The following is a 23,471-nucleotide window of genomic DNA, read 5'->3' as shown; positions in this document are numbered from 1 at the left end:
GACTATGTGATTTCTCGCATGGCCACTTGTGATGCTGATAATCTTTTTGACTATCAGTCCGTACTCACAAGCACCCACACGAATTGCTTGATTCGATTTGTTAAAGAGCGTTTGGCTAAGAGCTTTTGGTCTCAACCGAGGCGCGCATTCTACGCTTTCCTCATTTGCTGTCAAGCGTTTATTTTGAAGTTTTTTTCGAGAAACTCGTTTAGCTTCAAACACTTGACTCGCTGCGATCTCTCGTAGCGGGAGGCGAATCATACAGCGTTTTGAAACGCTGTCAACACTCATCTCAACCGCTAGCGATCTTTCGATCGAAGCCCTTTCAGTGATCTCTTAACAAGCTAACTCGTTGAATTTCAAGGAGTTTGTTGTTCCGATGTCGCTGGAAGTGGGGCGCATTATAAGGGGATTCGGAGGGGCGTCAACCTTTAATTTCAAGAAATTGAAATATAGGAGGAAAAGACCGTGTTACGGCTGGTAGGTGCCCGCCACGACACGTTCAGCGCCTGGGAGATCGAGCGCCGCCCGCGCGGCGCTTCGCGAGCTTTGCTCGCTCCTACGTTTGTTTCGGGCCAGTGGGGCCTGGGGGATTGGCGCGCGAACGCCTTGGCGCATGCCTGGATATCGCGGCGTACAAACAAGGGGCCGCGCGCGGTGGCCACATGAACACTGGCCCGAAACAAACGTAGGAGCGAGCAAAGCTCGCGATGCGCCGCGCGGGCGGCGCTCGATCTCATAGGCGCCAAATGCGTCGTGGCGTACACCCCGAATACCACGCCAACCTCAAGACAGGCCACCCACCACCCCCACCCCAAAAACAAAGCGGGGAGGCCTACCGGCCTCCCCGCTTCTATATAGCTACACCACCCGCCAATCACTCAGCCTTCAGCGTAACCCGTGCAAACGACTTCTTACCCGCCTGGCAAACATGGGTCGCCCCCAGGACAAACATGAAATCCTTGTCGACCACCGCACCATCAACCTTCACCGCACCACCGCTCAACAAATCGCGAGCCTGCGCCGAGTTCTTCACCAGGCCCGCCCGGTTCAACACAGCAGCGATCGGCAAGTCTTCCGCAGCAGCCACTTCCACTTCCGGCAAGTCCTCAGGCAGCTCACCCTCCTTCATGCGGTTACCCGCCGCGCGGTGAGCATTGGCCGCCGCCTCTTCACCGTGGAAGCGCGCAACGATCTCTTCGGCCAGCTTGATCTTGACATCACGCGGGTTCGCGCCATTGGCAACGTCGGCACGCAACTGCTCGATTTCTTCCATCGAACGGAAGCTCAGCAGCTCGAAGTAACGCCACATCAGCGTGTCCGGGATCGACACCAGCTTGCTGTACATCACACCTGGCGCTTCCTGGATGCCCACATAGTTGCCCAGCGACTTGGACATCTTCTTCACGCCGTCGAGCCCTTCGAGCAGCGGCATGGTCACGATGTTCTGCGCTTCCTGGCCATAGGCACGCTGCAGCTCGCGCCCCATCAACAGGTTGAACTTCTGGTCGGTACCGCCCAACTCCACGTCAGCTTTCAACGCCACCGAGTCATAGCCCTGCACCAACGGGTAAAGGAACTCGTGAATCGCGATCGGCTGGTTGGTGGTGTAGCGCTTGTCGAAGTCGTCGCGCTCAAGCATACGCGCCACGGTGTACTGCGACGCCAGGCGGATGAAATCGGCCGGGGTCAGCTGGTCCATCCAGGTGGAGTTGAACGCGACTTCGGTCTTGGCCGGGTCGAGAATCTTGAACACCTGCTGCTTATAAGTCTCGGCGTTGTCCAGCACCTGCTCGCGGGTCAGCGGCGGACGGGTGGCGCTCTTGCCACTCGGGTCACCGATCATGCCGGTGAAATCACCGATCAGGAAGATCACCTGGTGGCCCAGCTCCTGGAACTGGCGCAGCTTGTTGATCAACACCGTGTGCCCCAGGTGCAGGTCAGGCGCAGTCGGGTCGAAGCCTGCCTTGATACGCAGAGGCTGGCCGCGCTTGAGCTTCTCGACCAGTTCCGACTCGACCAACACCTCTTCCGCACCGCGCTTGATAAGCGCCAGCTGCTCTTCAACCGACTTCATAGACAGACCCGCAAGGCTCAGATTCAAAGGGAGCCAACCATACAAGATCGGCCATCAATTACAAGTTTCGAAATGAAATGTGACCCGACCGCCGCGTCACAGCGTCTACGCGCCCTTGCGCGAAAATGGATTTGGTTATATTTTATACAGTTATTTCATCTTCATCATGTCATTCATCTTTTCCATATTCATTTTTCTTCAAAGTCTCCGTACCTATGACCAACGAAACGCCTAAAGCGCCCCCGCTTTATCCGAAAAGCCATCTGTTGGCCGCCAGCGGCATCGCCGCCCTGCTCAGCCTGGCCCTGCTGGTATTTCCGTCCAGCGAAGTCGAAGCCAAGAAGACCACCCTCAGCCTGGAGCTGGAACGCCCGGCCGAACAGCTGAAGGATGAGTCCAACGCCGCGCCACTGGTGCAGGCCGAGGCAGACCAGGGTTCGCCCTTCGCGCAAATCGAAGGCGCCGAAGCGAACACCGAGCAGGCGTCCGAGCAAGCGCCGGCCACCGACAGCAAGACCCAGGCCCAAGCCAAGGACCCCGCCCACCGCGAAGTCACCGTGGCCAGCGGCGACACCCTCTCCACCCTGTTCGCCAAGGTCGGGCTGCCGGCCAACGTCGTGCACGACCTGCTGGCCAGCAACAAGCAAGCCAAGCAGTTCAGCCAGCTCAAGCACGGCCAGGTCCTGCAGTTCGAACTCGACAAGGACGGCCAACTGGCCAGCCTGCACAGCAAGGTCAGCAACCTCGAAACCATTCGCCTGACCAAAACCGCCAAGGGTTACACCTTCGACCGCGAAATCAGCAAACCGGTGGTGCGTGCCGCCTATGCCCATGGCGTGATCAAAAGCTCGCTGTCGGCCTCGGCCCAGCGTGCCGGCCTGTCCCACAGCATGACCATGGACATGGCCAAGGTGCTCGGCTACGACATCGACTTCGCCCAGGATATTCGCCAGGGTGACGAATTCGACGTGGTCTTCGAACAGAAGGTCATGGACGGCAAGGTGGTCGGCACCGGCAACATCCTGTCCGCACGCTTCACCAACCGCGGCAAAACCTACACCGCCGTTCGCTACACCAACAAACAGGGCAACACCAGCTACTACACCGCCGACGGCAACAGCCTGCGCAAGGCGTTCATCCGCACGCCGGTAGACTTCGCCCGCATCAGCTCGCGCTTCTCGGCAGGCCGCAAGCACCCGATCCTGAACAAGATCCGCGCCCACAAAGGCGTCGACTACGCCGCCCCGCGTGGCACGCCAATCAAGGCAGCCGGCGACGGTCGCATCGAGCTGGCGGGCCGCCGTGGCGGTTACGGCAACACCGTGATCATTGCCCACGGCAACAGCTACAAGACCCTGTACGGCCACATGCAAGGCTTTGCCAAGGGCATTAAAACCGGCAGCAGCGTGAAACAAGGCCAGATCATCGGCTACATCGGCACCACCGGCCTGTCCACCGGCCCGCACCTGCATTACGAGTTCCAGGTCAACGGTGTACACGTCGACCCGCTGAGCCAGAAGGTGCCGATGGCCGACCCGATCGCCAAGGCCGAGCGCCAGCGTTTCCTGCAGCAGAGCCAGCCGCTGATCGCCCGCATGGATCAGGAAAAGGCCACCCTGCTCGCGGCGAACAAGCGCTAAGCCGGTGGCGTACTACCTGGGGGTGATGTCCGGCACCAGCCTCGATGGCCTGGACATCGCCCTGATTGCGCAAGGCGAGCAGCTTGAACTGCTCGCCACCCATTACCTGCCCATGCCCGCCGACCTGCGCCAGCAGTTGCTGGGCCTGTGCAGCAGCGGCCCCGACGAGATCGCCCGTGCGGCGCTAGCCGAGAACCGCTGGGCCAGCCTGGCGGCAGAGGGCATCCAGCAACTGCTCGCCCGCCAGGGGCTCAAGCCCGGCGCCATTCGCGCCATCGGCAGCCACGGCCAGACCATCCGCCATGAACCCGCCCGCGGTTTCACCGTGCAAATCGGTAACCCGGCCCTGCTCGCCGAACTCACAGGCATCAGCGTGGTGGCCGACTTCCGGCGCCGCGATGTGGCGGCAGGCGGCCAGGGTGCGCCCCTGGTTCCGGCCTTCCATGAAAGCCTGTTCGGCCACCTTGGCCAGCGCCTGGCGATCCTCAACGTGGGGGGGTTCAGCAACCTCAGCCTGATCGAGCGCGACACGCCGGTACACGGTTTCGATTGTGGCCCCGGCAACGTCCTGCTGGACGCCTGGATCGACCGCAAGCAGGGCAAGGCCTTTGATGCCGATGGTGCCTGGGCGGCCAGCGGCACGGTACAGCCTGGCTTGCTCGGCAGCCTGCTGAGCGACCCATTCTTCGCCGGTAGCGGCCCGAAGAGCACCGGCCGCGAAGTGTTCAACCTGCCCTGGCTGGATGGCCACCTGGCGGGCTTGCCGGCTTACCGTGACGAAGACGTGCAAGCGACACTGCTGGAGCTTTCCGCGCGCAGTATCAGCGAATCGCTGCTGGCCGCCCAGCAAGGCACCGAAGCCGTGCTGGTCTGCGGTGGTGGCGCGCGTAACGGCGCCTTGATGGCGCGCCTTGCCCAACTGCTGCCCACGGCAGAGGTTGCCAGCACTGGCGCACACGGCGTGGACCCGGACTGGGTCGAGGCCATGGCCTTCGCCTGGCTCGCCCACTGCTGCCTGGAAGGCATTGCCGCCAACCGCCCCAGCGTTACCGCAGCCCGGGGCTTGCGCGTACTCGGCGCCGTCTACCCGGCATAAGGGCTACGCCTGAATGCAAAACGCCGCGCAATTGCGCGGCGTTTTCGTATCACCCAGGTTCAGATCGAGAACGACGAACCACAACCACAGGTGGTGGCTGCATTCGGGTTCTTGATGACGAAGCGCGAACCTTCCAGGCCTTCCTGGTAGTCCACCTCGGCGCCGGCCAGGTACTGGAAGCTCATCGGGTCGACCACCAGGGATACGCCTTCGCGCTCGACGATGGTGTCGTCTTCGGCCACGTCTTCATCGAAGGTGAAGCCATACTGGAAGCCCGAGCAGCCGCCGCCGGTGACGAACACGCGCAGCTTCAGGCGGTCATTGCCTTCTTCGGAAACCAGGTTCTTCACCTTTTGCGCAGCGCCGTGGGTGAATTCCAAAGCCGTAGGGGTGAAGGTTTCGACGCTCATGTTGATTCTCCCGGCGCGGTAGCCGCCATAAAACTCGATGACGCGCATTATCCGCTTCTCCGAGAAAATCGGTCAACAATAGTGCGCCTTTAGTCGCGACAAACAAAAAGGCCCGCACGGGGCGGGCCTAGGCATGGCTTCAAGCGCTTACGGCAGCAGGCCGGCGTGGGACAGGCCCATGCGCTCGTCCAGGCCGAACAGGATGTTGAGGTTCTGCACCGCCTGGCCCGACGCGCCCTTGACCAGGTTGTCGATCACCGACAGCACCACCACCAGGTCGCCGCCCTGTGGGCGATGCACGGCAATGCGGCAGACGTTGGCGCCGCGCACGCTGCGGGTTTCCGGGTGGCTACCGGCAGGCATTACGTCGACGAACGGTTCATCGGCGTAACGCTTTTCGAACAGCGCCTGCAGGTCGACCGAGGTGTCGACGACGTTGGCGTAAAGGGTCGCGTGGATACCGCGGATCATCGGGGTCAGGTGCGGCACGAAAGTCAGGCCGATATCCTTGCCCGCTGCCAGGCGCAGGCCTTGGCTGATTTCCGGCAGGTGACGGTGGCCCTTGACTGCATAAGCCTTCATGCTCTCACCGGCCTCGCAGAACAGCGAGCCCACGGCCGCGCCACGGCCAGCACCGCTAACACCCGACTTGCAGTCGGCAATCAGGCGCGACGGGTCGGCCAGGCCGGCTTCGAGCAGCGGCAGGAAGCCCAGTTGGGTCGCCGTTGGGTAGCAGCCCGGCACGGCAATCAAACGTGCCTGGCGGATCTTCTCGCGGTTCACCTCAGGCAGGCCATATACCGCATCCTTGAGCAGCTCTGGCGCACCGTGCGGCTGGCCATACCACTTGCCCCACTCGGTGGCGTCCTGCAGGCGGAAGTCGGCCGACAGGTCGATGACCTTGGTGCCTGCCGCCAGCAGCTCGCCGGCCAGGGCGTGGGCCACGCCGTGCGGGGTGGCGAAGAACACCACGTCGCAGGCGGCCAGGGTCTTGCTGTCCGGCACGCTGAACGCCAGGCCGTCATAATGGCCGCGCAGGTTCGGGTACATGTCGGCAACCGCCACGCCCGCTTCGGAGCGCGAAGTGATGACCGCAACTTCCGCCTGTGGATGCTGTGCCAGCAGGCGCAACAGTTCGACGCCGGTGTAACCCGTGCCGCCGACGATACCGACCTTGATCATAACGCTTGCCCCTTATCAACGAGCCGTCTGGAAAGCGCACGATAATAGGGGCGCGAAGCGCCTGTAACAACTCTTGGGGTGCCTCTTGCGGCCCCAGGCCTCTACTATCTGACGACCGTGAATACCTGAAGGAACTCCCCCCATGCTCTACCTCTGGATCAAAGCGCTGCATATCGTCAGCGTGGTCTGCTGGTTCGCCGGCCTCTTCTACCTGCCCAGGCTGTTCGTCTACCACGCCCAGAGCCAGGACAGCATCAGCCAGGAACGCTTCGTCACCATGGAGCGCAAGCTGTACCGCGGCATCATGAACCCGGCCATGATCGCTACCTACGTGTTCGGCGCCTGGATGCTCTACCTCAACCCCGGCTGGCTGAGCCAGGGCTGGTTGCATGCCAAGCTCACCCTGGTGATCCTGCTGACCGGCTACCATCACATCTGTGGCGCCCAGCGCAAACGCTTCGAAGCGGGCAGCAACACCCGCAGCCACGTGTACTACCGCTGGTTCAACGAAGTACCCGTGCTGTTCTTGCTGGGCATCGTGATTCTCGTGGTGGTCAAACCGTTCTGACATAAACGCCCTGCACTGGAGCCTTGCCCATGTCCCTGCCTGCCTCGCTCGAACACCGCCTGCGCCTGCCCGTGGTGGCGGCGCCGATGTTCCTGATTTCCAACCCTCAGCTGGTCCTGGCCTGCTGCGCCAATGGCGTGGTCGGCAGCTTTCCGGCACTGAACCAGCGCGACAGTGCAGGCTTCAAGGCCTGGCTGGAAGAAATCGAGGCGGGCCTGGCCCAATTGCAGGCGCCAGCGCCCTATGCGGTGAACCTGATCGTGCACCCGACCAACCCGCGCCTGCAGGCGGACCTTGCCCTGTGCGTCGAGCACCAGGTGCCCATGGTCATCACCAGCCTCGGCGCGGTGAAGGAAGTGGTCGATGCCGTACACGGCTATGGCGGCCTGGTGTTCCACGACGTGACCACGCGCCGCCATGCCGAAAAAGCGGCCGAAGCCGGTGTCGATGGGCTGATCGCCGTGGCAGCAGGCGCTGGCGGGCATGCCGGCACCTGGAGCCCGTTCGCGCTGGCGGCCGAAATCCGCCAGTTCTTCGACAAGACCTTGCTGCTGGCCGGCTGCATCAACCACGGCCATGAAATCCTCGCTGCCCAGCTGCTGGGCGCGGACCTCGCTTACATGGGCACACGCTTCATCGCCACCCGCGAAAGCCACGCCCAGGACGCCTACAAGCAGATGCTGCTCGACGCCCACGCGGCGGACATCATCCACACCCCGGCAGTGTCCGGTATCCCGGCCAGCTTCCTGCGCCCGAGCCTTGAGCAGGCCGGCTATGACATGGCCGCGCTGAAAACCGGCCATGAGCAGGGCAAGCTCAAGCCCATCGACGACGAAGCCAAGGCCTGGAAGACCGTATGGTCCGCCGGCCAGGGCGTGGGCGATATCCACGACTTACCCAGCGCCGGCGCACTGATCGAGCGCTTGGGCGACGAATACCAGGCCGCCCTTGAGCGTAGCCAACGCCTGCGCGGTCAAGCCCTGTAGCAAAAGGCAACACCTTGTTCGGCCAAGCTGTACACTAGGCGCCCTCTTCCGCCCCCAGGAGCCTTGCATGACCCGTTACGCCATGATTACCGGTGCTTCCAGCGGCCTGGGCCTGGCCCTGGCGGAAGCCCTGGCGCGGCGTGGGCGCAACCTCATCCTGGTGGCACGCCACCGGGAAACCCTGGAGCCAGTGGCACTGGAACTGGCCCAACGTTTTGGCGTGGAAGTGCTGCTGCGCGCCTGCGACCTCAGCCAGCCCCTGCGCCTGTCGGGCTTCGTGCTGGAACTGGAAGAAGGCGAGCGGCGCATCGACCTGCTGGTCAACTGCGCCGGCCAGCGCACCTACGGCCCGTTCCTTGCCCACGAGTGGGCCGATGAGCAAGACCTGCTGGAGGTCAACATCCTCGCCTTGAGCCGCCTGTGCCACGCCATCGGCAACCTGATGGCCGTGCAGGGCGGCGGGCAGATCCTCAACGTCGCGGGCCTGGCGGCCATGGCGCCGGGGCCGTCGATGGCCACCTATGCCGCCAGCAAAGCCTATGTGATGAGTTTCAGCGAAGCCCTGCGCGAAGAGCTCAAGCCTGCCGGCATCAAGGTTTCGGTCCTCTGCCCTGGCCCGGTTCGCTCATCGCGCCGGCGCATCCCCAGGCTCGACGGCAGCAGCCGCTGCCTGAGCCCGGAAGAAGTCGCGCTGTACAGTGTGCGTGCCCTGGCAAAGAACCGCGCGCTGATCATGCCAGTACGCCGCAACCGCTGGCTGGCCTTCGCACCACGGCTGCTGCCCCGCTGGTTGGCGCGCAAGCTGGCGGGTTTCATCCACCGCCGCTATTGCCCGGTTGGCATGGAATAGGCACTGGGCGAGCGGCGCCCGGCTGAGTACACTCGGCCCGACCCTCACCATGGAGCAAGTGCTGTGGACGATCTTTTCCTCAAAATCATCAACCGGGAAATCCCGGCGGATATCATCTACGAAGATGACCAGATCCTCGCCTTCAAGGACATCGCCCCCGCGGCGCCGGTACATTTCCTGGTCATCCCGAAGAAACACATCCGCACCCTCAATGACCTGACCGAAGAGGACAAGGCCCTGGCTGGCCATATCCTGTTCACCGCCCAGCGCCTGGCCGTCGAGCAAGGCTGTGAAGAAGGCTTCCGCGTGGTCATGAACTGCAACCCCAAAGGCGGCCAGACCGTCTACCACATTCATATGCACGTGCTTGGCCAGCGCCAGATGAACTGGCCACCGGGCTGACCCAAGGCAAGCCCCTCCCGGGCGATTGAGGTAAACTGTCGGGCATCACTTCAGCGGAGGTGCCCGATGGCCACCGAACGTCACTACTCGCCGCTCGACCGCTTGTTGCTGCAGGCCGATACCGCCATGCGCACCTTGCTGCCCTTCAGCGGCCAACCGTCCCGCCCGTCACCGGCAATCATCCAGCCCGATGCCGACCTGGATGACACCCAGACCCGCCATATCGCCGGCCTGATGCGCATCAACCACACCGGCGAAGTCTGCGCCCAGGCGCTGTACCAGGGCCAGGCCCTGACGGCCAAGCTGCCGCAAGTGCGCAAGGCCATGGAACATGCTGCCGAGGAAGAAATCGACCACCTGGCCTGGTGCGAACAACGCATCCGCCAGCTGGGCAGCCATCCGAGCGTGCTCAACCCACTGTTCTATGGCATGTCGTTCGGTATCGGCGCGCTCGCAGGGCTGGTCAGCGACAAGGTCAGCCTGGGTTTCGTCGCAGCCACCGAGCACCAAGTGTGCAAGCACCTGGACGAACACCTGGAGCAGTTGCCGCAAGAGGACGAAAAGTCCCGCGCCATTCTCGAGCAGATGCGCGTAGACGAAGAACAGCACGCTGAATCTGCCCTTGAGGCCGGCGGCTACCGTTTCCCCGCGCCCGTGCGCTTTGGCATGAGCCTGCTGGCCAAGGTCATGACCAAGAGCACCTACCGTATCTGAAGGCCCAGCCATGACGGACCGTATCGACGCCAAGGACCTGGCGCGCGCCGTGCAAGCCGGCATTCTCCAGCCGGGCCAGGACCAGGCCCTGCTGGCCTTCCTGCGCCAGCAACCGGCAAGCCGCGGTACTTTCCAGCTGGCCCACGTTGCCTTCTATTTCGGCGCCTTGCTGATCATGGGGGCGATGGGCTGGCTGCTCACCGAAGCCTGGATGCGCATTGGCGACGGTGCCCTGTTGGCCGTTGCCACCCTGTATATCGCCCTGCTCACCCTGTTCGCCCTCAACCTGCACAAGCGCCAGCAACCGGTTGCAGCCGGTGTACTTGCCGCCGTCGCGGTGAGCATCGTGCCGTTGGCGGTTTTTGCCCTCGAGCGCTTGGCGGGCTGGTGGCCACTGGATGATATGCAGGCGGACTACCACCACTACTACACCTACGTGCAAGGTGGCTGGCTGGCGATGGAAGCGGCGACGGTGCTCGCCGGGCTGCTGATGCTGCGCCTGATCCCCTACCCGTTCATCGTCATGCCGATTGCCGTGGCCTTGTGGTTCATGTCGATGGACCTGACCGAGTGGGCCTATGGCACACCGTTCAGCTGGGAACAACGGCGTACGGTGTCGCTGTGGTTCGGGTTGGGCATGCTGCTGATATTTGTGCTGATCGATGGGCGAACCCGTGAGGATTATGCCCGCTGGGGCTACCTGGCCGGGCTGGCCGCGTTCTGGGGTGGGCTGAATTTGATGGAAAGCGACAGCGAGCTGGGCAAGGCGCTGTATTGCCTTATCAACCTGGCGCTGATGGGCCTGGCGGTGGTGCTGCGCCGGCCGGTGTTCATGGTGTTCGGGGCACTGGGGGTGGCGGGGTACCTGGGATACCTGTCCTATGAGGTATTTGCCGACTCGTTGTTGTTCCCGCTGGTGGTGACCTTGATCGGGCTGGGCGTGATCGGCTTGGGGCTGGCCTATCAGAAGCGGCGAGAGCAGTTGAGCCAGGTGGTCAGAAGCAGCTTGCCGGGATGGTTGGTCAGTGCATTGCCGGCACTGCGGGACTGACTGAAGGTTGCCGGGGCCGCGTTGCGGCCCATTCGCAGGCAAGCCTGCTCCTACAGGGGCCGCCTGGGTAGGAGCAGGCTTGCCTGCGATGGGCTGCGCAGCAGCCCCAAGCGAATTCAGCCCAACTCGACGATTTCGTAGCCATGGGTGATTTCCACCCCGGCACGCTCAAGCATGATCGAGGCCGAGCAATACTTCTCCGCCGACAGCTCTACCGCCCGCTTGACCTGGGCTTCCTTGAGCCCACGGCCCTTTACCACGAAGTTCATGTGGATCTTGGTGAACACCTTCGGGTCTTCGCTGGCACGCTCGGCCTCCAGGAATGCCTCGCAGCTTTCCACCGCCTGGCGCGACTTCTTCAGGATGCTCACCACGTCGAAACTGCTGCAACCACCCAGGCCCAGCAGGAGCATTTCCATCGGGCGCACACCCAGGTTACGGCCACCGGCCTCGGGCGGGCCGTCCATCACCACCACGTGCCCACTCCCCGATTCGCCGAGGAACATCGCTTCACCGGCCCACTGGATGCGTGCCTTCATCTGTCCATACTCCTGAATTTCGCAAAAGGGTGTCAGCTTAAGCCTTGTATGCCCGTCGGAAAAGCTCAATGCGACTCGCTTTAGTACCGAAACATCCTGCTACGTCTGATAAGCTGGCGCCAATTGACTGGCGCGTCGCGCCAGACAATCACTAACAAGAGCCTATGCGTCGCATCGAACAGGATTTCGTGATGGTTGCCTCAGCCCTACCCGCCAAGATCAAGAACATCGACAAGCTGCTGGTCCACTGCCAGCGCCGCCGCTACACCGCCAAATGCAACATCATCTGCGCCGGTGATCGTGCCGAAACCTTGTCGTTCATCATCAAGGGCTCGGTCACCATCCTGATCGAGGACGACGAAGGTCATGAAATGATCATCGCCTACCTCAACAGTGGCGATTTCTTCGGTGAACTGGGGTTGTTCGAGCCCGCTGGCAGCGACCAGCAGCGCAGCGCCTGGGTGCGCGCCAAGACCGAATGCGAAGTGGCGGAAATCAGCTACGACAAGTTCCGCGAACTGGCCCGCCAAGACCCGGACATCCTCTATGCACTGGGCAGCCAGATGGCCCAGCGCCTGCGCAATACCACGCGCAAGGTCGGCGACCTGGCCTTCTTCGACGTCACCGGCCGCGTCGCCCGCTGCCTGCTCGACCTGTGCAAGCAGCCCGACGCCATGACCCACCCCGACGGCATGCAGATCAAGATCACCCGCCAGGAAATTGGCCGTATCGTCGGTTGTTCCCGGGAGATGGTCGGCCGCGTCCTCAAGGACTTGGAAGAACGCAGCCTGGTGCAGGTCAAGGGCAAGACCATGGTGGTCTACGGCACCCGTTAATCCCGCGGCAGTGCCGCCAGCACGTCGCGGTAAGCCTGGGACAGGCGCTCGAACCAGGGCGCTGCAGGCGCCACTTCGTGCAGGGCGATGTGGCTGTCGGCGCGGCAGCGCTGTTCCAGGCCGCAGCATTCATTGAACCGGTTGACCGCCGCGACCATCGACTCGCGCTCGTTGTCCAGCAGCAGCGCGCCATGCACCAGCACCACCGGGCGCTTGCCACCCAGGCCCTGGCGCCAGCGCTGAGCCGTGCCGACCAATTTGCGGCCATTGAGGTTGACGTTGTAGCGGCCATCGCAGAAGGCCCCGTCGATCTCCCCGACCGACGCCACCCCGCCCCATTCGCGCAGCACCTCGCACAAGGGCAGGCACAGCCGCTCATAGGCATTTTCGATACGGCCATGGTCACCTTCGCTGCGCGGGGCGACGTACACCAGTGCAACGTTCACCGTCGAATGCGACTGCGGCACCGGCTCGCCGCCGGTTTCGCGCAGCAGCACCGGCCAACCGGCAATGGCCAGCTCCGAACAGGCGGCTTCGAAATTATCCAGGCGGCTCATGCGCCGGGGCATCACCAGCGCATGGTCGGTGGGGCGCCAGAACAGCATGCCGCTGTCGTGTTCGCCGCGGCACACCGCGGCCAGCAGGTCCTGCTCGGCGTGCAGGCCCTGTTCGACGGTGAGGGCCAGGGGTTGATCGGTCATTGATCCACCTTTGATGTTGGGTTCATCGGCCCTTTCGCGGGGCAAGCCCGCTCCTACAAGGGGTGGTGTAGCTCTGTAGGAGCGGGCTTGCCCCGCGAAAGGGCCGGAACAGGCACACAAAAAAGCCGGCATCTACGCCGGCTTCATTACTCATCAGTCCAGAGGCTGAACAGTCTTCTTCACCTGCTCCGGGAAGAACAACCGCTGCAGCTCAAGCCCTGGCTGCTCGGCACGCATGAATGCCTCCCCCACCAGGAACGAGTACACCTCGTTGATCTCCATCAGCTCGACGTCGGCACGGTTGAGAATACCGCTCTCGGTAATCGCCAGGCGGTCGCGCGGGATACGCGGCAGCAGGTCGAGGGTGGTGTCCAGGCTGACATCGAAGGTGTGCAGGTTGCGGTTGTTGACCCCGACCAGCGGCGTGTCGAGGGTCTTCAAGGCGCGCTCCAGCTCATCGCCGTCATGCACCTCCACCAGCACGTCGAGGCCGACATCCTTGGCAACCGAAGCCAGCTCGGCCATCTTCACATCGTCCAGCGCCGAAACGATCAACAGCACGCAGTCGGCGCCCAGGGCCCGGGCCTCGACGATCTGGTACGGGTCGACCATGAAGTCCTTGCGGATCACCGGCAGCGAAACCGCCGCACGGGCCTGCTGCAGGTACTCGTCGGCGCCCTGGAAGTAGTCCACGTCGGTCAGCACCGACAGGCAGGTCGCCCCACCCTTTTCGTAACTGACGGCGATTTCCGCCGGCACGAAGTGCTCACGGATCACGCCCTTGCTCGGCGAGGCCTTCTTGATTTCGGCAATCACCGCCGGCTGCTTGCGCTTGGCCTGTGCGATCAGGGCATTGGCGAAGCCACGCGGGGCGTCGGCCGCCTTGGCCAGGCGCTCCAGCTCGGCAAGGCTGACCCGCGCGCTGCGCTCAGCCACTTCCTGGAACTTGCGGGCGATGATCCTTTCCAGCACCGTCGGCACACTCATGCTTCGTTCTCCACCTTGAATACGGCAGTAAAGGCACCCAGCTCCTGCAGCTTCTCCCAGGCAAGGCCGGTGTGCAGTACGTCGTGGGCCAGTTCCACACCCGCCTTGAGGCTCATCGCATGGTCGGCGGCATACAGCGCGGCGCCGGCATTGAGCACGATCATTTCAGCGGCCTTCTGGCCGTTCTCGGTCTTGCGACGGCCCAGGGCATCGCGAATCAGCTCCAGCGACGCCTGCGGGTTCTCGACCGCCAGGCCGTGCAGGCTCTGGCTCTTCATGCCGAGGTCTTCGGGCTCGACCCAGTATTCGCTGATCTGGTCATTCTTGAGCTCGGCCACGAAGGTTGGCGCCGCCAGGCTGAATTCGTCCAGGCCGTCCTTGGAGTGCACCACCAGCACGTGCTTGCTGCCCAGGCGCTGCAGCACCTCGGCCAGCGGGCGGCACAGCGCCTGGTTGAACACACCCACCACCTGGTGCTTCACGCCTGCCGGATTCGTAAGCGGGCCCAGCATGTTGAACAAGGTGCGCAGGCCCAGGTCGCGGCGCGGGCCAGCGGCATGCTTCATGGCACTGTGGTGGCTCTGGGCGAACATGAAGCCAATGCCCAGGCTGTCGATGCAGCGGGCGACCTGGGTTGGGGTCAGGCTCAGGTAGATGCCGGCAGCTTCCAGCAGGTCGGCACTGCCGCTCTTGCCGGAAACGGCGCGGTTGCCGTGCTTGGCCACGGTGCAGCCCGCCGCCGCGAGCACGAATGCCGAGGCCGTGGACACATTGAAGATGTTGGCGCCGTCGCCGCCGGTGCCGACGATATCGACCACGCAATCCAGGCTTTTCAGTTCGACCTTGTCGGCCAGCTCGCGCATCACCGACACCGCACCGACGATCTCGTCGATGCTCTCGCTTTTCATGCGCATGCCCATCAGGAAGGCGCCAATCTGCGCCTCGCTGCACTGGCCGGTCATGATCTGGCGCATGACATCGCGCATTTCATCGGTGGAAAGGTCCAGGTGGCCGACGATCCGGCTCAACGCGCTCTTGATATCCATGATCGTTCCTTAACGGCGGCCGCCGGTTTGCTTGAGGAAGTTGGCGAACAGCTCGTGGCCCTGCTCGGTCAGAATCGACTCGGGGTGGAACTGCACCCCCTCGATGTTCAGGGTCTTGTGGCGCAGGCCCATGATCTCGTCGACCGAGCCGTCGGCATGCGCCGTCCAGGCAGTGACTTCCAGGCAGTCCGGCAGGGTTTCGCGCTTCACCACCAGGGAATGGTAGCGGGTCACGGTCAGCGGGTTGTTGAGCCCGGCGAACACGCCCAGGTCGCGGTGCAGCACCGGGCTGGTCTTGCCGTGCATCACCTGGCGCGCACGCACCACGTCACCGCCGAAAGCCTGGCCGATGGACTGGTGGCCCAGGCACACGCCCAGAATCGGCAGCTTGCCGGCGAAATGCAGGATGGCTTCGATGGACACGCCCGCTTCGCTCGGGGTGCAGGGGCCTGGGGAAACGACGATGCGCTCGGGGTTGAGGGCTTCGATCTGGGCGATGGTCATTTCGTCGTTGCGAATGACCTTCACCTCGGCACCCAGCTCACCCAGGTACTGAACAACGTTGTAAGTGAATGAGTCGTAATTGTCGATCATCAGTAACATCGGGCTAAACCTCTTGAATCTACTGACTTCAAAAATCGAACCTTCCTACACCGGCCACAGGCACGGTTTGGCCACGCAGGGCAGTCGCTAATCGGACGGGAAGGCAAACAGGGGCGGGCCGGACGGGCCGGCAGGAGATAAAGTCAGGCGCGCCAACGCCAACGGGCGTGGGCCTTGATAACGCGCATCAAGAGTTTGCTGACGATCAACACAGGATAGGTCTCGCTCATACGTTCCGGCACAGTAGCCTACCGGGGCGGCGGGCGCAACATGCCCGTAAACACGGGGAAACGAATGGACTTGGAAGCGATGCCCGGCGATTTGCTATGGTCGATCGGGTAGTCCTCATAAAAACAAAGAAAAGGATGTTCATTGATGCGAAAAATACCCGTACTGCGCTTTGCCCTCGCCTCGCTGGCCCTGGCCTGCAGCCAGGCCTTCGCCGCCCCCTCGCCCTACTCCACGCTGGTCGTGTTCGGCGACAGCCTGAGCGATGCCGGGCAATTCCCTGACCTGACCGGCGGCACCCTGGGCATGCGCTTCACCAACCGCGACGCCAATGGCAACTATGCGCCGGTGTCGCCGATGATTCTCGGTGGCCGGCTTGGCATCAACCCGGGCGAACTGGGCCCGTCGACGTCACCGACCTACCAGGCGCTGGGCCTTGCCGATGGCAACAACTGGGCGGTTGGCGGCTACACCACGCAGCAAATCCTCGACTCGATTACCAATACCTCGGAAACCGTGATTCCGCCTGGCAACACCGGGGCCGGCCTGGTGCTGCGTGAAAAACCGGGTTACCTGGCCAACGGCCTGCAAGCCGACCCAAATGCCCTGTACTACCTGACCGGCGGCGGCAACGACTTCCTCCAGGGCCTGGTCAACAGCCCCGCCGACGCCGCAGCCGCCGGCGCCCGCCTGGCCGCCAGTGCCCAGGCGCTGCAACAGGGCGGCGCGCGCTACATCATGGTGTGGTTGCTGCCAGACCTGGGGCAAACCCCGAACTTCAGCGGCACCGCCCAGCAAACCGCGCTGTCGCAGTTGTCCAGCGTGTTCAACCAGTCGCTGCTCAGCCAGCTGCGCCAGGTCGATGCCGAGATCATCCCACTCAACATTCCGGTGCTGCTCAGCGAGGCGCTGGCCGACCCCACCCAGTTCGGCCTGGCCAGCGGGCAGAACCTGGTGGGCACCTGCTACAGCGCCAGCAACTGCGTTGGCAACCCGGTATACGGCATCAACGGCACCTCGCCCGACCCGACCAAGCTGCTGTTCAACGACGCGGTGCACCCCACCATCGCCGGGCAGCAACTGATTGCCGACTACGCCTACTCGATTCTTGCCGCGCCCTGGGAGCTGACCCTGCTGCCGGAAATGGCCCATGCCAGCCTGCGCGCCCATCAAGACGAGCTGCGCAACCAGTGGCAGGCGCCGTGGCAAGCAGCCGGCCAGTGGCAGGCGTTCGTCAGCAGCGGCGCCCAGGACCTGGACTTCGACGACCAGCGCAGCGCCGCCAGCGCCGATGGCCGTGGCTACAACCTGACCGTGGGCGCCAGCTACCGGCTCAATGATGCCTGGCGCCTGGGCCTGGCAGGTGGGGTGTACCGGCAGAAGCTCGAAGCCGGCGAGCAGAACTCGGACTACAAGCTCGACAGCTACCTGGCCAGCGCCTTCGCCCAGTACCGCCAGGGCCGCTGGTGGGCCGATGCCGCGCTCACCGCCGGGCACCTGGACTACCACGACCTCAAGCGCACCTTCGCCCTGGGCGTGAACGAGCGCAGCGAAAAGGGCGACACCGATGGCGAGGCCTGGGCAATGAGCGGCCGGCTGGGTTACAACCTGGCCGCCGACAGCAGCCCCTGGCAACTGGCGCCGTTCATCAGCGCCGACTACGCACGGGTGAAGGTCGATGGGTATGACGAGAAAAGTGGCCGCTCGACGGCACTGGGCTTCGATGACCAGGAACGCACGTCGCGGCGCTTGGGGGTAGGCGTGCTAGGCAGCGTGCAGGTACTGCCGAGTACCCGGCTGTTCGCCGAGGTGGCGCAGGAACATGAGTTCGAGGATGACCAGCAGGATGTGACCATGCACCTGACCACATTGCCGGGTAATGACTTCACGTTGACGGGGTATACACCGCACAGTGACCTGACCCGGGCCAGCCTGGGGGTGAGCCATGAAGTGGTGGCAGGGGTGCATGTGCGGGGGAGCTACAACTGGCGCAAGAGCGATGAGTTGACCCAGCAAGGGGTGAGCCTGGGGGTCAGCTTCGACTTTTAAATCCTGGAATACCTGTGCTGCTTGATCGCGAGCTTCGCTCGCTCCTACGGGCTGTATCGCAATCCGTGTAGGAGCGAGCGCAGCTCGCGATGCGCCGCGCAAGCGGCGCCATTTCAGCACGCTACTTGACGGTGGTCTGCTCAGCCAACGCCACCGCACGGAACATCGCCCGGCGCTTGTTGATGGTTTCTTCCCACTCCAGCGCCGGCACCGAGTCAGCCACGATACCGCCACCGGCCTGCACATGCAGCTCACCGTCCTTGATCACCGCCGTTCGAATGGCAATCGCAGTGTCCATGTTGCCGTTCCAGGCAAAGTAACCCACCGCACCGCCATACACACCGCGCTTGACCGGCTCCAGCTCGTCGATGATTTCCATGGCACGAATTTTCGGCGCACCCGACAAGGTGCCTGCCGGCAGAATCGCCCGCAACGCATCCATCGCCGTCAGGCCCTCGCGCAGCTGGCCGGTGACGTTCGAGACAATGTGCATCACGTTGGAATAACGCTCGATCACCATCTTCTCGGTCAGGCGCACGCTGCCGGTCGACGACACCCGGCCCACGTCGTTGCGCCCCAGGTCGATCAGCATCAGGTGCTCGGCGATTTCCTTGTCGTCCGACAGCAGGTCATCTTCCAGCGCCCGGTCGGCTTCCTCGGTGGCGCCACGCGGGCGAGTGCCGGCGATCGGGCGCACGGTGACCAGGTTGTCTTCCACCCGCACCAATACCTCGGGCGAGCTGCCGACCACATGGAAGTCGCCAAAGTTGAAGAAGTACATGTACGGCGTCGGGTTGAAGCAACGCAGCGCTCGGTACAGGTCGATGGGCGCTGCCTGGAAGTCGATCGACATGCGCTGGGACGGCACCACCTGCATGCAGTCACCGGCCAGGATGTATTCCTTGATACGGCCCACCGCGTTCTCATAGTCGTCACGGGTGTAGCTGGAACGGAATTCCGGCTCGGCAGCCATGGGCCCGCTCAGGTCCAGGCCACGGCGCGGGGTGATCGGCTGGCGCAGGGTTTCAAGCAGCCCCTGCAGGCGTGCCTGGCCCTGTTCGAAGGCCTGCTCGGCGGCCGGGTCGACCAGCACGATGGCGTGCATCTTGCCCGCCAAATTGTCGAACACCACCACCGCGTCAGACACCATCAGCAGGATGTCCGGCACGCCCAGCGGGTCCGGGTTCGGGCTGGCACCCAGGCGCTTTTCCACATAACGCACGCAGTCATAGCCGAAGTAGCCGACCAGGCCGCCATTGAAACGTGGCAGGCCGGGAATGTCGGCAACCTTGTAGCGGTCCTTGAACGCCTCGACGAACGCCAGCGGGTCTTCGACGTCGTGGCTTTCCACCTCAACGCCGTCTTCAAGGATGCTGACGTGGTAGCCGTGCACGCGCATCACGGTGCGCGACGGCAGGCCGATCATCGAGTAACGGCCCCACTTCTCGCCGCCCTGCACCGATTCGAGCAGGTAGGAGTTGGGCTGGTCTGCCAGTTTCAGGTAGATCGACAGCGGCGTGTCGAAGTCGGCCAGGGTTTCGCAGGCCAGGGGGATGCGGTTGTAGCCGGCAGCGGCCAGGCGCAGGAATTCTTCGCGGATCATGGGTAGCCTCGTGGCAAGCAGCAATAGGGTCGGGCAAGCGGACGGGCCGGCAGGCGCCGGCGGGCAGAAGTCAGGCGCGCCAGCGCCAACGGGCCAGGGCCTTGATGACTTTCATCCAGAATTTGCCAGTGACCGCCACGGTGGACTCTCTGTCTTGGGAGGCTTGAAGGTCCGCCAACGTTATCCCAGTGGCCGGGTCTGTGCAACCGGGCAGCAGTGCACGCAAATCGTCGATCACCAGGCTCGGGGCTTCGTCGGTGATCGGCCGGCCATGGTTGTAGCCATAGGTCAGCCCCACGCTCTGCACACCTGCTGCCTTGGCCGCCTGCACATCGCTGCGCGAATCGCCAACGAACAGCGACTGCTGCGGGCTAACCCCGGCCATCTGCATGACGAACAGCAGGGCCGCCGGGTCGGGCTTTTTCTGCGGCAAGGTATCGCCGCCGATGATCCAGCGGAAATAGCTGCCGAGCTTCATCTGGTCCAGCAGCGGGCCAACGAAGCGCTCGGGCTTGTTGGTGATCAGCGCCATCTCCACGCCCTGCTTGCGCAGCCAGCGCAGGGTGTCTTGCACACCGGGGTAGACCACGGTCAGCTCATGGCTTTGCGCATAGGCCTCCATGAACAGAGCCAGGGCTTGGTCGGCCAGGGCATCGTCGACGGCTGCGTGATCGATGCCCCCGGCCAGGGCCCGGCGCACCAGCACCTGGGCACCGTTGCCGACCCAGTGGCGCACCGCCTCAAGGCCTGCCGGCGGGCGCCCCAGTTCGAGCAGCATGCGGTCCACGGCGGCGGCCAGGTCCGGTACCGAGTCGATCAGGGTACCGTCCAGATCGAACATCACCAGCCTGGGCAGCGCTCCCGGGAACAGCTGCTCGAAGCCGCTCATGGGCGGGCCTGGGCCAGTTCGGCGCGCATCTTGTCGATCACGGCCTTGTAGTCCGGGGCGTTGAAGATCGCCGAGCCGGCGACGAAGGTGTCGGCGCCAGCGGCAGCGATTTCGCGGATGTTGTTGACGTTGACGCCACCGTCGATTTCCAGGCGGATGTCACGGCCACTGGCATCGATCAAGGCACGGGCCTCGCGCAGCTTGTCGAGGGTGCCGGGGATGAACTTCTGGCCGCCGAAACCTGGGTTGACGCTCATCAGCAGCACCATGTCGACCTTGTCCATCACGTACTTCAGTGCATCCAGGCTGGTGGCCGGGTTGAACACCAGGCCGGCCTTGCAACCACCGTCCTTGATCAGCTGCAGCGAACGGTCGATGTGCTGCGAGGCTTCCGGGTGGAAGGTGATGTAGGTAGCGCCGGCCTCAATGAAGTCGCCGATGATGCGGTCGACCGGGCTGACCATCAGGTGCACGTCGATGGGCGCGGTAACGCCGTACTTGCGCAGGGCGCTGCAGACCATCGGGCCGATGGTCAGGTTGGGCACGTAGTGGTTGTCCATCACATCGAAGTGAACGATGTCGGCACCTGCGGCCAGAACCTTGTCGACGTCCTCGCCCAGGCGGGCGAAATCGGCGGAAAGAATGGAGGGGGCAATAGCGTAGGGCTGCATGGCGCACCTGTTGGCAGAATCACGGTGGCGCGCATTGTAACCGTTTTAACCCGTGCCGGCCTCTTCACGGGTAAACCCGCCCCCACAGGCTGCGCTAACCCCGGTAGGAGCGAGCGTAGCTCGCGATGGGGCGCGCAGCGGCCCCTGGGTTTCAGCTTCGCAGATGATAATGCCGGGGCTGCTTTGCAGCCCATCGCGAGCTGCGCTCGCTCCTACCAGGTCCACCACCACCATCAGGCCGGCTGCTGAGTCCGCAACTTCTCGCTGCGCCCGCGCAACCACTCAAGTGTCAGCAACAACACCACCGAGAACGCGATCAGCAAGGTCGCCGCCGCCGCAATGGTCGGGCTCAGGTTCTCGCGAATGCCACTGAACATCTGCCGCGGCAGGGTCGCCTGCTCGGGGCCGGCGAGGAACAGCGTCACCACCACTTCGTCGAACGAGGTGGCAAAGGCGAACAACGCCCCGGAAATCACGCCAGGGGCAATCAGCGGCAAGGTTACCCGGCGGAAGGCCAGCAGCGGCGAAGCACCGAGGCTGGCGGCAGCACGCACCAGGTTGTGGTTGAAGCCCTGCAGGGTTGCCGACACCGTGATGATGACGAACGGTACGCCCAGCACCGCATGCACCAGGATCAACGACACAAAGCTGTTGCCCATGCCCAGCGGCGCGAAGAACAGGTAGCTGGCGACACCGATGATCACCACCGGCACCACCATCGGCGAGATCACCAGCGCCATCACCAACGACTTGCCGGGGAAATCGCCACGGGTCAGGCCAATCGAGGCCAGGGTGCCGAAGACCATCGCCAGCACCGTGGCCGCCGGGGCGACGATGATGCTGTTCTTCAAGGCCCGCATCCATTCGGCGGAAGCGAAGAAGTCGTGGTACCACTGCAGCGAAAAACCCTGCAGCGGGTACACCAGGAAGCTGCCGCTGTTGAACGACAGCGGCACGATCACCAGCACCGGCAACACCAGGAACAGCAGGATCAGCCCGCAGAGGATGCGCAGGGTGTAGAACCACACCCGCTCGACGGGCGACATGTAGGGGCTCAGCATCTCAAGGCTCCTCAGCTCAGGCGCAGGCGGCTGGCGCCGACCAGCCAGCTATAGATCAGGTACAGCAGCACGGTCGCCAGCAGCAACAGCCCACCCAGCGCGGTGGCCATGCCCCAGTTGATGCTGGTGTTGGTATAGAAGGCAACGAAGTAGCTGACCATCTGGTCGTTCGGGCTGCCGAGCAGCGCCGGGGTGATGTAGTAGCCAATCGCCAGAATGAACACCAGCAGGCAGCCGGCGCCTACGCCTGCGTAGGTCTGCGGGAAGTACACCCGCCAGAAGCTGGCGAACGGGTGGCAGCCCAGTGAGATCGCCGCGCGCATGTAGCTGGGCGAGATGCCCTTCATCACGCTGTACAGCGGCAGAATCATGAACGGCAGCAGGATGTGCACCATCGAGATGTACACGCCGGTGCGGTTGAACACCAACTCCAGCGGCTGGTCGATGATGCCCATGGCCATCAGCGCGCTGTTGATCAGGCCACCGGACTGCAGCAGTACGATCCACGCGGCCACGCGCACCAGAATCGAGGTCCAGAACGGCAGCAACACCAGAATCATCAGCAGGTTGCTCTGCCGGGTCGGCAGGTTGGCCAGCAGGTAGGCCAAGGGGTAGGCCAGCACCAGGCAGATGACGGTGATTACCACCCCCATCCACAGGGTGCGGGCGAAAATATCCAGGTAGATGGCCTGGTCGGGAGTGGCCTTGGCCAGCTCGCCGAGGTCATCGATACGGTGGTCCAGCGAGGCCAGCAGGTAGAACGAGGTAACCGAACTGGTGTTGCGGCGAATCGCCTGCCAGTAGGCCGGGTCGCCCCAACGTTCGTCCAGGGCCTGCAGGGCATCTTTGTAGGAGGCCGGCTCGGCCTTGAACGGCAATGCCCGCGCGGTCTTGGCCAACAGGCTGCGATAGCCGGCCAGCTCCATGTTCAGGCGCTTGGAAAGGTCGCCCAGGGTCTGGTTCTTGCGCGACTCGGCCAAGTCCTGGCTCAACGCCTTGTAGGCCTCCTCGCCGGGCAGGCTCTTGCCGTCCCACTGGCCGATCACCTCGACCGTGCGTGGCAGGCCGCCGACCACTTCCGGGTTACCGACGCTTTTGTACAACAGCGCCGCGATCGGCACCAGGAACACCAGCAGGAGAAACAGCGCCAGCGGCGCGATCAACGCCTGCGCCTTCCAGCGGTTGACCCGCTCGGCGTGCTTGAGGCGCTGTTTGAGACTTGGACCGGCGCCTTCGTTGAGGGGCACTGCAATGGCCATGGCGAACTCCGCAAGACAGGGGA

At 63.6% G+C, this 23,471-nt stretch carries 24 protein-coding genes; 10 read left to right on the top strand and 14 right to left on the bottom strand.

Features of this window, described 5'->3' with window-relative positions; all coding sequences use genetic code 11:
- Together F3J45_RS29870 and tyrS are read right to left on the bottom strand one after the other, a co-directional pair.
- Positions 1 to 291, bottom strand: a 291-nt coding sequence (locus F3J45_RS29870) for a hypothetical protein (RefSeq protein WP_205300608.1), incomplete at its 3' end; no start/stop codon positions are given.
- Between the two features lie 586 nt (positions 292 to 877).
- Positions 878 to 2,077, bottom strand: a complete 1,200-nt coding sequence (tyrS, locus tag F3J45_RS19815) for a tyrosine--tRNA ligase (RefSeq protein ID WP_167066624.1) — start codon at positions 2,075 to 2,077, stop codon at positions 878 to 880.
- A 215-nt stretch (positions 2,078 to 2,292) separates the two neighbouring features.
- Between tyrS and F3J45_RS19810 the strand changes: the two genes are divergently transcribed.
- Positions 2,293 to 3,717, top strand: a complete 1,425-nt coding sequence (locus F3J45_RS19810; protein ID WP_167066621.1) for a peptidoglycan DD-metalloendopeptidase family protein — start codon at positions 2,293 to 2,295, stop codon at positions 3,715 to 3,717.
- A gap of 4 nt (positions 3,718 to 3,721) precedes the next feature.
- Positions 3,722 to 4,813 (top strand): anhydro-N-acetylmuramic acid kinase, encoded by a 1,092-nt coding sequence (locus tag F3J45_RS19805; RefSeq protein ID WP_167066618.1) that lies wholly within the window; start codon positions 3,722 to 3,724, stop codon positions 4,811 to 4,813.
- A 59-nt stretch (positions 4,814 to 4,872) separates the two neighbouring features.
- Here F3J45_RS19805 and erpA read toward each other — a convergent pair whose 3' ends face one another.
- On the bottom strand, positions 4,873 to 5,223 hold the full coding sequence (gene erpA, locus F3J45_RS19800; RefSeq protein WP_015268740.1) for an iron-sulfur cluster insertion protein ErpA: 351 nt from the start codon (positions 5,221 to 5,223) through the stop codon (positions 4,873 to 4,875).
- A 147-nt stretch (positions 5,224 to 5,370) separates the two neighbouring features.
- Positions 5,371 to 6,405, bottom strand: a complete 1,035-nt coding sequence (argC, locus tag F3J45_RS19795; RefSeq protein WP_016715798.1) for an N-acetyl-gamma-glutamyl-phosphate reductase — start codon at positions 6,403 to 6,405, stop codon at positions 5,371 to 5,373.
- Between the two features lie 142 nt (positions 6,406 to 6,547).
- On the opposite strand from argC, the gene hemJ reads away from it, so the two are divergent.
- The 6 genes from hemJ to F3J45_RS19765 all read left to right on the top strand — a co-directional run bounded on the left by hemJ (position 6,548) and on the right by F3J45_RS19765 (position 10,976).
- Positions 6,548 to 6,973 carry a protoporphyrinogen oxidase HemJ gene (gene hemJ, locus F3J45_RS19790; protein WP_167066615.1) on the top strand — a complete coding sequence of 142 codons (426 nt, stop codon included), beginning with the start codon at positions 6,548 to 6,550 and terminating at the stop codon, positions 6,971 to 6,973.
- Positions 6,974 to 7,002: 29 nt separating this feature from the next.
- Complete coding sequence (locus tag F3J45_RS19785; RefSeq protein WP_167066612.1) at positions 7,003 to 7,959, top strand: nitronate monooxygenase family protein; 957 nt, start codon at positions 7,003 to 7,005, stop codon at positions 7,957 to 7,959.
- Between the two features lie 67 nt (positions 7,960 to 8,026).
- A complete protein-coding gene (locus F3J45_RS19780) occupies positions 8,027 to 8,809 on the top strand; it encodes an SDR family oxidoreductase (RefSeq protein ID WP_167066608.1) in 783 nt (260 codons plus the stop codon).
- 63 nt (positions 8,810 to 8,872) lie between these two features.
- Positions 8,873 to 9,211: a histidine triad nucleotide-binding protein gene (locus tag F3J45_RS19775; RefSeq protein WP_003255518.1), complete on the top strand. Its 339-nt coding sequence runs from the start codon at positions 8,873 to 8,875 to the stop codon at positions 9,209 to 9,211.
- Positions 9,212 to 9,277: 66 nt separating this feature from the next.
- Positions 9,278 to 9,925, top strand: a complete 648-nt coding sequence (coq7, locus tag F3J45_RS19770) for a 2-polyprenyl-3-methyl-6-methoxy-1,4-benzoquinone monooxygenase (RefSeq protein ID WP_167066605.1) — start codon at positions 9,278 to 9,280, stop codon at positions 9,923 to 9,925.
- Positions 9,926 to 9,935: 10 nt separating this feature from the next.
- Entirely contained in the window at positions 9,936 to 10,976 is a 1,041-nt protein-coding gene (locus tag F3J45_RS19765; protein WP_167066602.1) for a DUF2157 domain-containing protein, read from the top strand.
- A 116-nt stretch (positions 10,977 to 11,092) separates the two neighbouring features.
- On the opposite strand, the gene F3J45_RS19760 is transcribed toward F3J45_RS19765, so the two are convergent.
- Positions 11,093 to 11,515 (bottom strand): OsmC family protein, encoded by a 423-nt coding sequence (locus F3J45_RS19760; protein ID WP_004376171.1) that lies wholly within the window; start codon positions 11,513 to 11,515, stop codon positions 11,093 to 11,095.
- Between the two features lie 191 nt (positions 11,516 to 11,706).
- Between F3J45_RS19760 and crp the strand changes: the two genes are divergently transcribed.
- A complete protein-coding gene (gene crp / locus F3J45_RS19755; protein WP_167066599.1) occupies positions 11,707 to 12,351 on the top strand; it encodes a cAMP-activated global transcriptional regulator CRP in 645 nt (214 codons plus the stop codon).
- Here crp and F3J45_RS19750 read toward each other — a convergent pair.
- The 4 genes from F3J45_RS19750 to F3J45_RS19735 form a co-directional block, all read right to left on the bottom strand.
- On the bottom strand, positions 12,348 to 13,052 hold the full coding sequence (locus tag F3J45_RS19750) for a lipoate--protein ligase family protein (RefSeq protein WP_167066596.1): 705 nt from the start codon (positions 13,050 to 13,052) through the stop codon (positions 12,348 to 12,350). The two genes, crp and F3J45_RS19750, sit on opposite strands and share 4 nt — an antisense overlap.
- 153 nt (positions 13,053 to 13,205) lie before the next feature.
- Positions 13,206 to 14,039: an indole-3-glycerol phosphate synthase TrpC gene (gene trpC / locus F3J45_RS19745; RefSeq protein WP_167066593.1), complete on the bottom strand. Its 834-nt coding sequence runs from the start codon at positions 14,037 to 14,039 to the stop codon at positions 13,206 to 13,208.
- Positions 14,036 to 15,085 carry an anthranilate phosphoribosyltransferase gene (trpD, locus tag F3J45_RS19740; protein ID WP_167066590.1) on the bottom strand — a complete coding sequence of 350 codons (1,050 nt, stop codon included), beginning with the start codon at positions 15,083 to 15,085 and terminating at the stop codon, positions 14,036 to 14,038. The genes trpC and trpD overlap by 4 nt, the downstream gene beginning before the upstream one ends.
- A 9-nt stretch (positions 15,086 to 15,094) precedes the next feature.
- Positions 15,095 to 15,688 (bottom strand): aminodeoxychorismate/anthranilate synthase component II, encoded by a 594-nt coding sequence (locus tag F3J45_RS19735; protein WP_167066587.1) that lies wholly within the window; start codon positions 15,686 to 15,688, stop codon positions 15,095 to 15,097.
- Between the two features lie 375 nt (positions 15,689 to 16,063).
- Between F3J45_RS19735 and estP the strand changes: the two genes are divergently transcribed.
- A complete protein-coding gene (estP, locus tag F3J45_RS19730) occupies positions 16,064 to 17,965 on the top strand; it encodes an esterase EstP (RefSeq protein WP_167066584.1) in 1,902 nt (633 codons plus the stop codon).
- A gap of 121 nt (positions 17,966 to 18,086) precedes the next feature.
- On the opposite strand, the gene trpE is transcribed toward estP, so the two are convergent.
- The 5 genes from trpE to F3J45_RS19705 all read right to left on the bottom strand — a co-directional run bounded on the left by trpE (position 18,087) and on the right by F3J45_RS19705 (position 23,448).
- Positions 18,087 to 19,568, bottom strand: a complete 1,482-nt coding sequence (gene trpE / locus F3J45_RS19725) for an anthranilate synthase component I (protein ID WP_167066581.1) — start codon at positions 19,566 to 19,568, stop codon at positions 18,087 to 18,089.
- Positions 19,569 to 19,638: 70 nt separating this feature from the next.
- The gene (locus F3J45_RS19720; protein ID WP_167066578.1) at positions 19,639 to 20,457 is read right to left on the bottom strand and encodes a phosphoglycolate phosphatase; all 819 of its coding nucleotides are present in this window, start codon (positions 20,455 to 20,457) and stop codon (positions 19,639 to 19,641) included.
- Positions 20,454 to 21,128 (bottom strand): ribulose-phosphate 3-epimerase, encoded by a 675-nt coding sequence (rpe, locus tag F3J45_RS19715; RefSeq protein ID WP_167066574.1) that lies wholly within the window; start codon positions 21,126 to 21,128, stop codon positions 20,454 to 20,456. Before rpe ends, F3J45_RS19720 begins: the two co-directional genes overlap by 4 nt.
- Before the next feature lie 233 nt (positions 21,129 to 21,361).
- Complete coding sequence (locus tag F3J45_RS19710; protein WP_167066571.1) at positions 21,362 to 22,189, bottom strand: ABC transporter permease; 828 nt, start codon at positions 22,187 to 22,189, stop codon at positions 21,362 to 21,364.
- Between the two features lie 11 nt (positions 22,190 to 22,200).
- Positions 22,201 to 23,448, bottom strand: a complete 1,248-nt coding sequence (locus F3J45_RS19705; protein ID WP_167066568.1) for an ABC transporter permease — start codon at positions 23,446 to 23,448, stop codon at positions 22,201 to 22,203.
- Between the last annotated feature and the right edge of the window lie 23 nt (positions 23,449 to 23,471).

This window comes from Pantoea sp. Ap-967 (assembly GCF_011752565.1).
Lineage (GTDB): Bacteria > Pseudomonadota > Gammaproteobacteria > Pseudomonadales > Pseudomonadaceae > Aquipseudomonas.
The sequence above is the reverse complement of the archived record's forward strand: the minus strand, read 5'-3'. Positions and strand labels throughout refer to the sequence as shown.

Coding starts and splice junctions, on each gene's coding strand:
- tyrS (WP_167066624.1), bottom strand. CDS start 2,077: ATGAAGTCGGTTGAAGAGCAGCTGGCGCTTATCAAGCGCGGTGCGGAA.
- F3J45_RS19810 (WP_167066621.1), top strand. CDS start 2,293: ATGACCAACGAAACGCCTAAAGCGCCCCCGCTTTATCCGAAAAGCCAT.
- erpA (WP_015268740.1), bottom strand. CDS start 5,223: ATGAGCGTCGAAACCTTCACCCCTACGGCTTTGGAATTCACCCACGGC.
- argC (WP_016715798.1), bottom strand. CDS start 6,405: ATGATCAAGGTCGGTATCGTCGGCGGCACGGGTTACACCGGCGTCGAA.
- hemJ (WP_167066615.1), top strand. CDS start 6,548: ATGCTCTACCTCTGGATCAAAGCGCTGCATATCGTCAGCGTGGTCTGC.
- F3J45_RS19785 (WP_167066612.1), top strand. CDS start 7,003: ATGTCCCTGCCTGCCTCGCTCGAACACCGCCTGCGCCTGCCCGTGGTG.
- F3J45_RS19780 (WP_167066608.1), top strand. CDS start 8,027: ATGACCCGTTACGCCATGATTACCGGTGCTTCCAGCGGCCTGGGCCTG.
- coq7 (WP_167066605.1), top strand. CDS start 9,278: ATGGCCACCGAACGTCACTACTCGCCGCTCGACCGCTTGTTGCTGCAG.
- F3J45_RS19765 (WP_167066602.1), top strand. CDS start 9,936: ATGACGGACCGTATCGACGCCAAGGACCTGGCGCGCGCCGTGCAAGCC.
- F3J45_RS19760 (WP_004376171.1), bottom strand. CDS start 11,515: ATGAAGGCACGCATCCAGTGGGCCGGTGAAGCGATGTTCCTCGGCGAA.
- crp (WP_167066599.1), top strand. CDS start 11,707: ATGGTTGCCTCAGCCCTACCCGCCAAGATCAAGAACATCGACAAGCTG.
- F3J45_RS19750 (WP_167066596.1), bottom strand. CDS start 13,052: ATGACCGATCAACCCCTGGCCCTCACCGTCGAACAGGGCCTGCACGCC.
- trpC (WP_167066593.1), bottom strand. CDS start 14,039: ATGAGTGTGCCGACGGTGCTGGAAAGGATCATCGCCCGCAAGTTCCAG.
- trpD (WP_167066590.1), bottom strand. CDS start 15,085: ATGGATATCAAGAGCGCGTTGAGCCGGATCGTCGGCCACCTGGACCTT.
- F3J45_RS19735 (WP_167066587.1), bottom strand. CDS start 15,688: ATGTTACTGATGATCGACAATTACGACTCATTCACTTACAACGTTGTT.
- estP (WP_167066584.1), top strand. CDS start 16,064: ATGCGAAAAATACCCGTACTGCGCTTTGCCCTCGCCTCGCTGGCCCTG.
- trpE (WP_167066581.1), bottom strand. CDS start 19,568: ATGATCCGCGAAGAATTCCTGCGCCTGGCCGCTGCCGGCTACAACCGC.
- F3J45_RS19720 (WP_167066578.1), bottom strand. CDS start 20,457: ATGAGCGGCTTCGAGCAGCTGTTCCCGGGAGCGCTGCCCAGGCTGGTG.
- rpe (WP_167066574.1), bottom strand. CDS start 21,128: ATGCAGCCCTACGCTATTGCCCCCTCCATTCTTTCCGCCGATTTCGCC.
- F3J45_RS19710 (WP_167066571.1), bottom strand. CDS start 22,189: ATGCTGAGCCCCTACATGTCGCCCGTCGAGCGGGTGTGGTTCTACACC.
- F3J45_RS19705 (WP_167066568.1), bottom strand. CDS start 23,448: ATGGCCATTGCAGTGCCCCTCAACGAAGGCGCCGGTCCAAGTCTCAAA.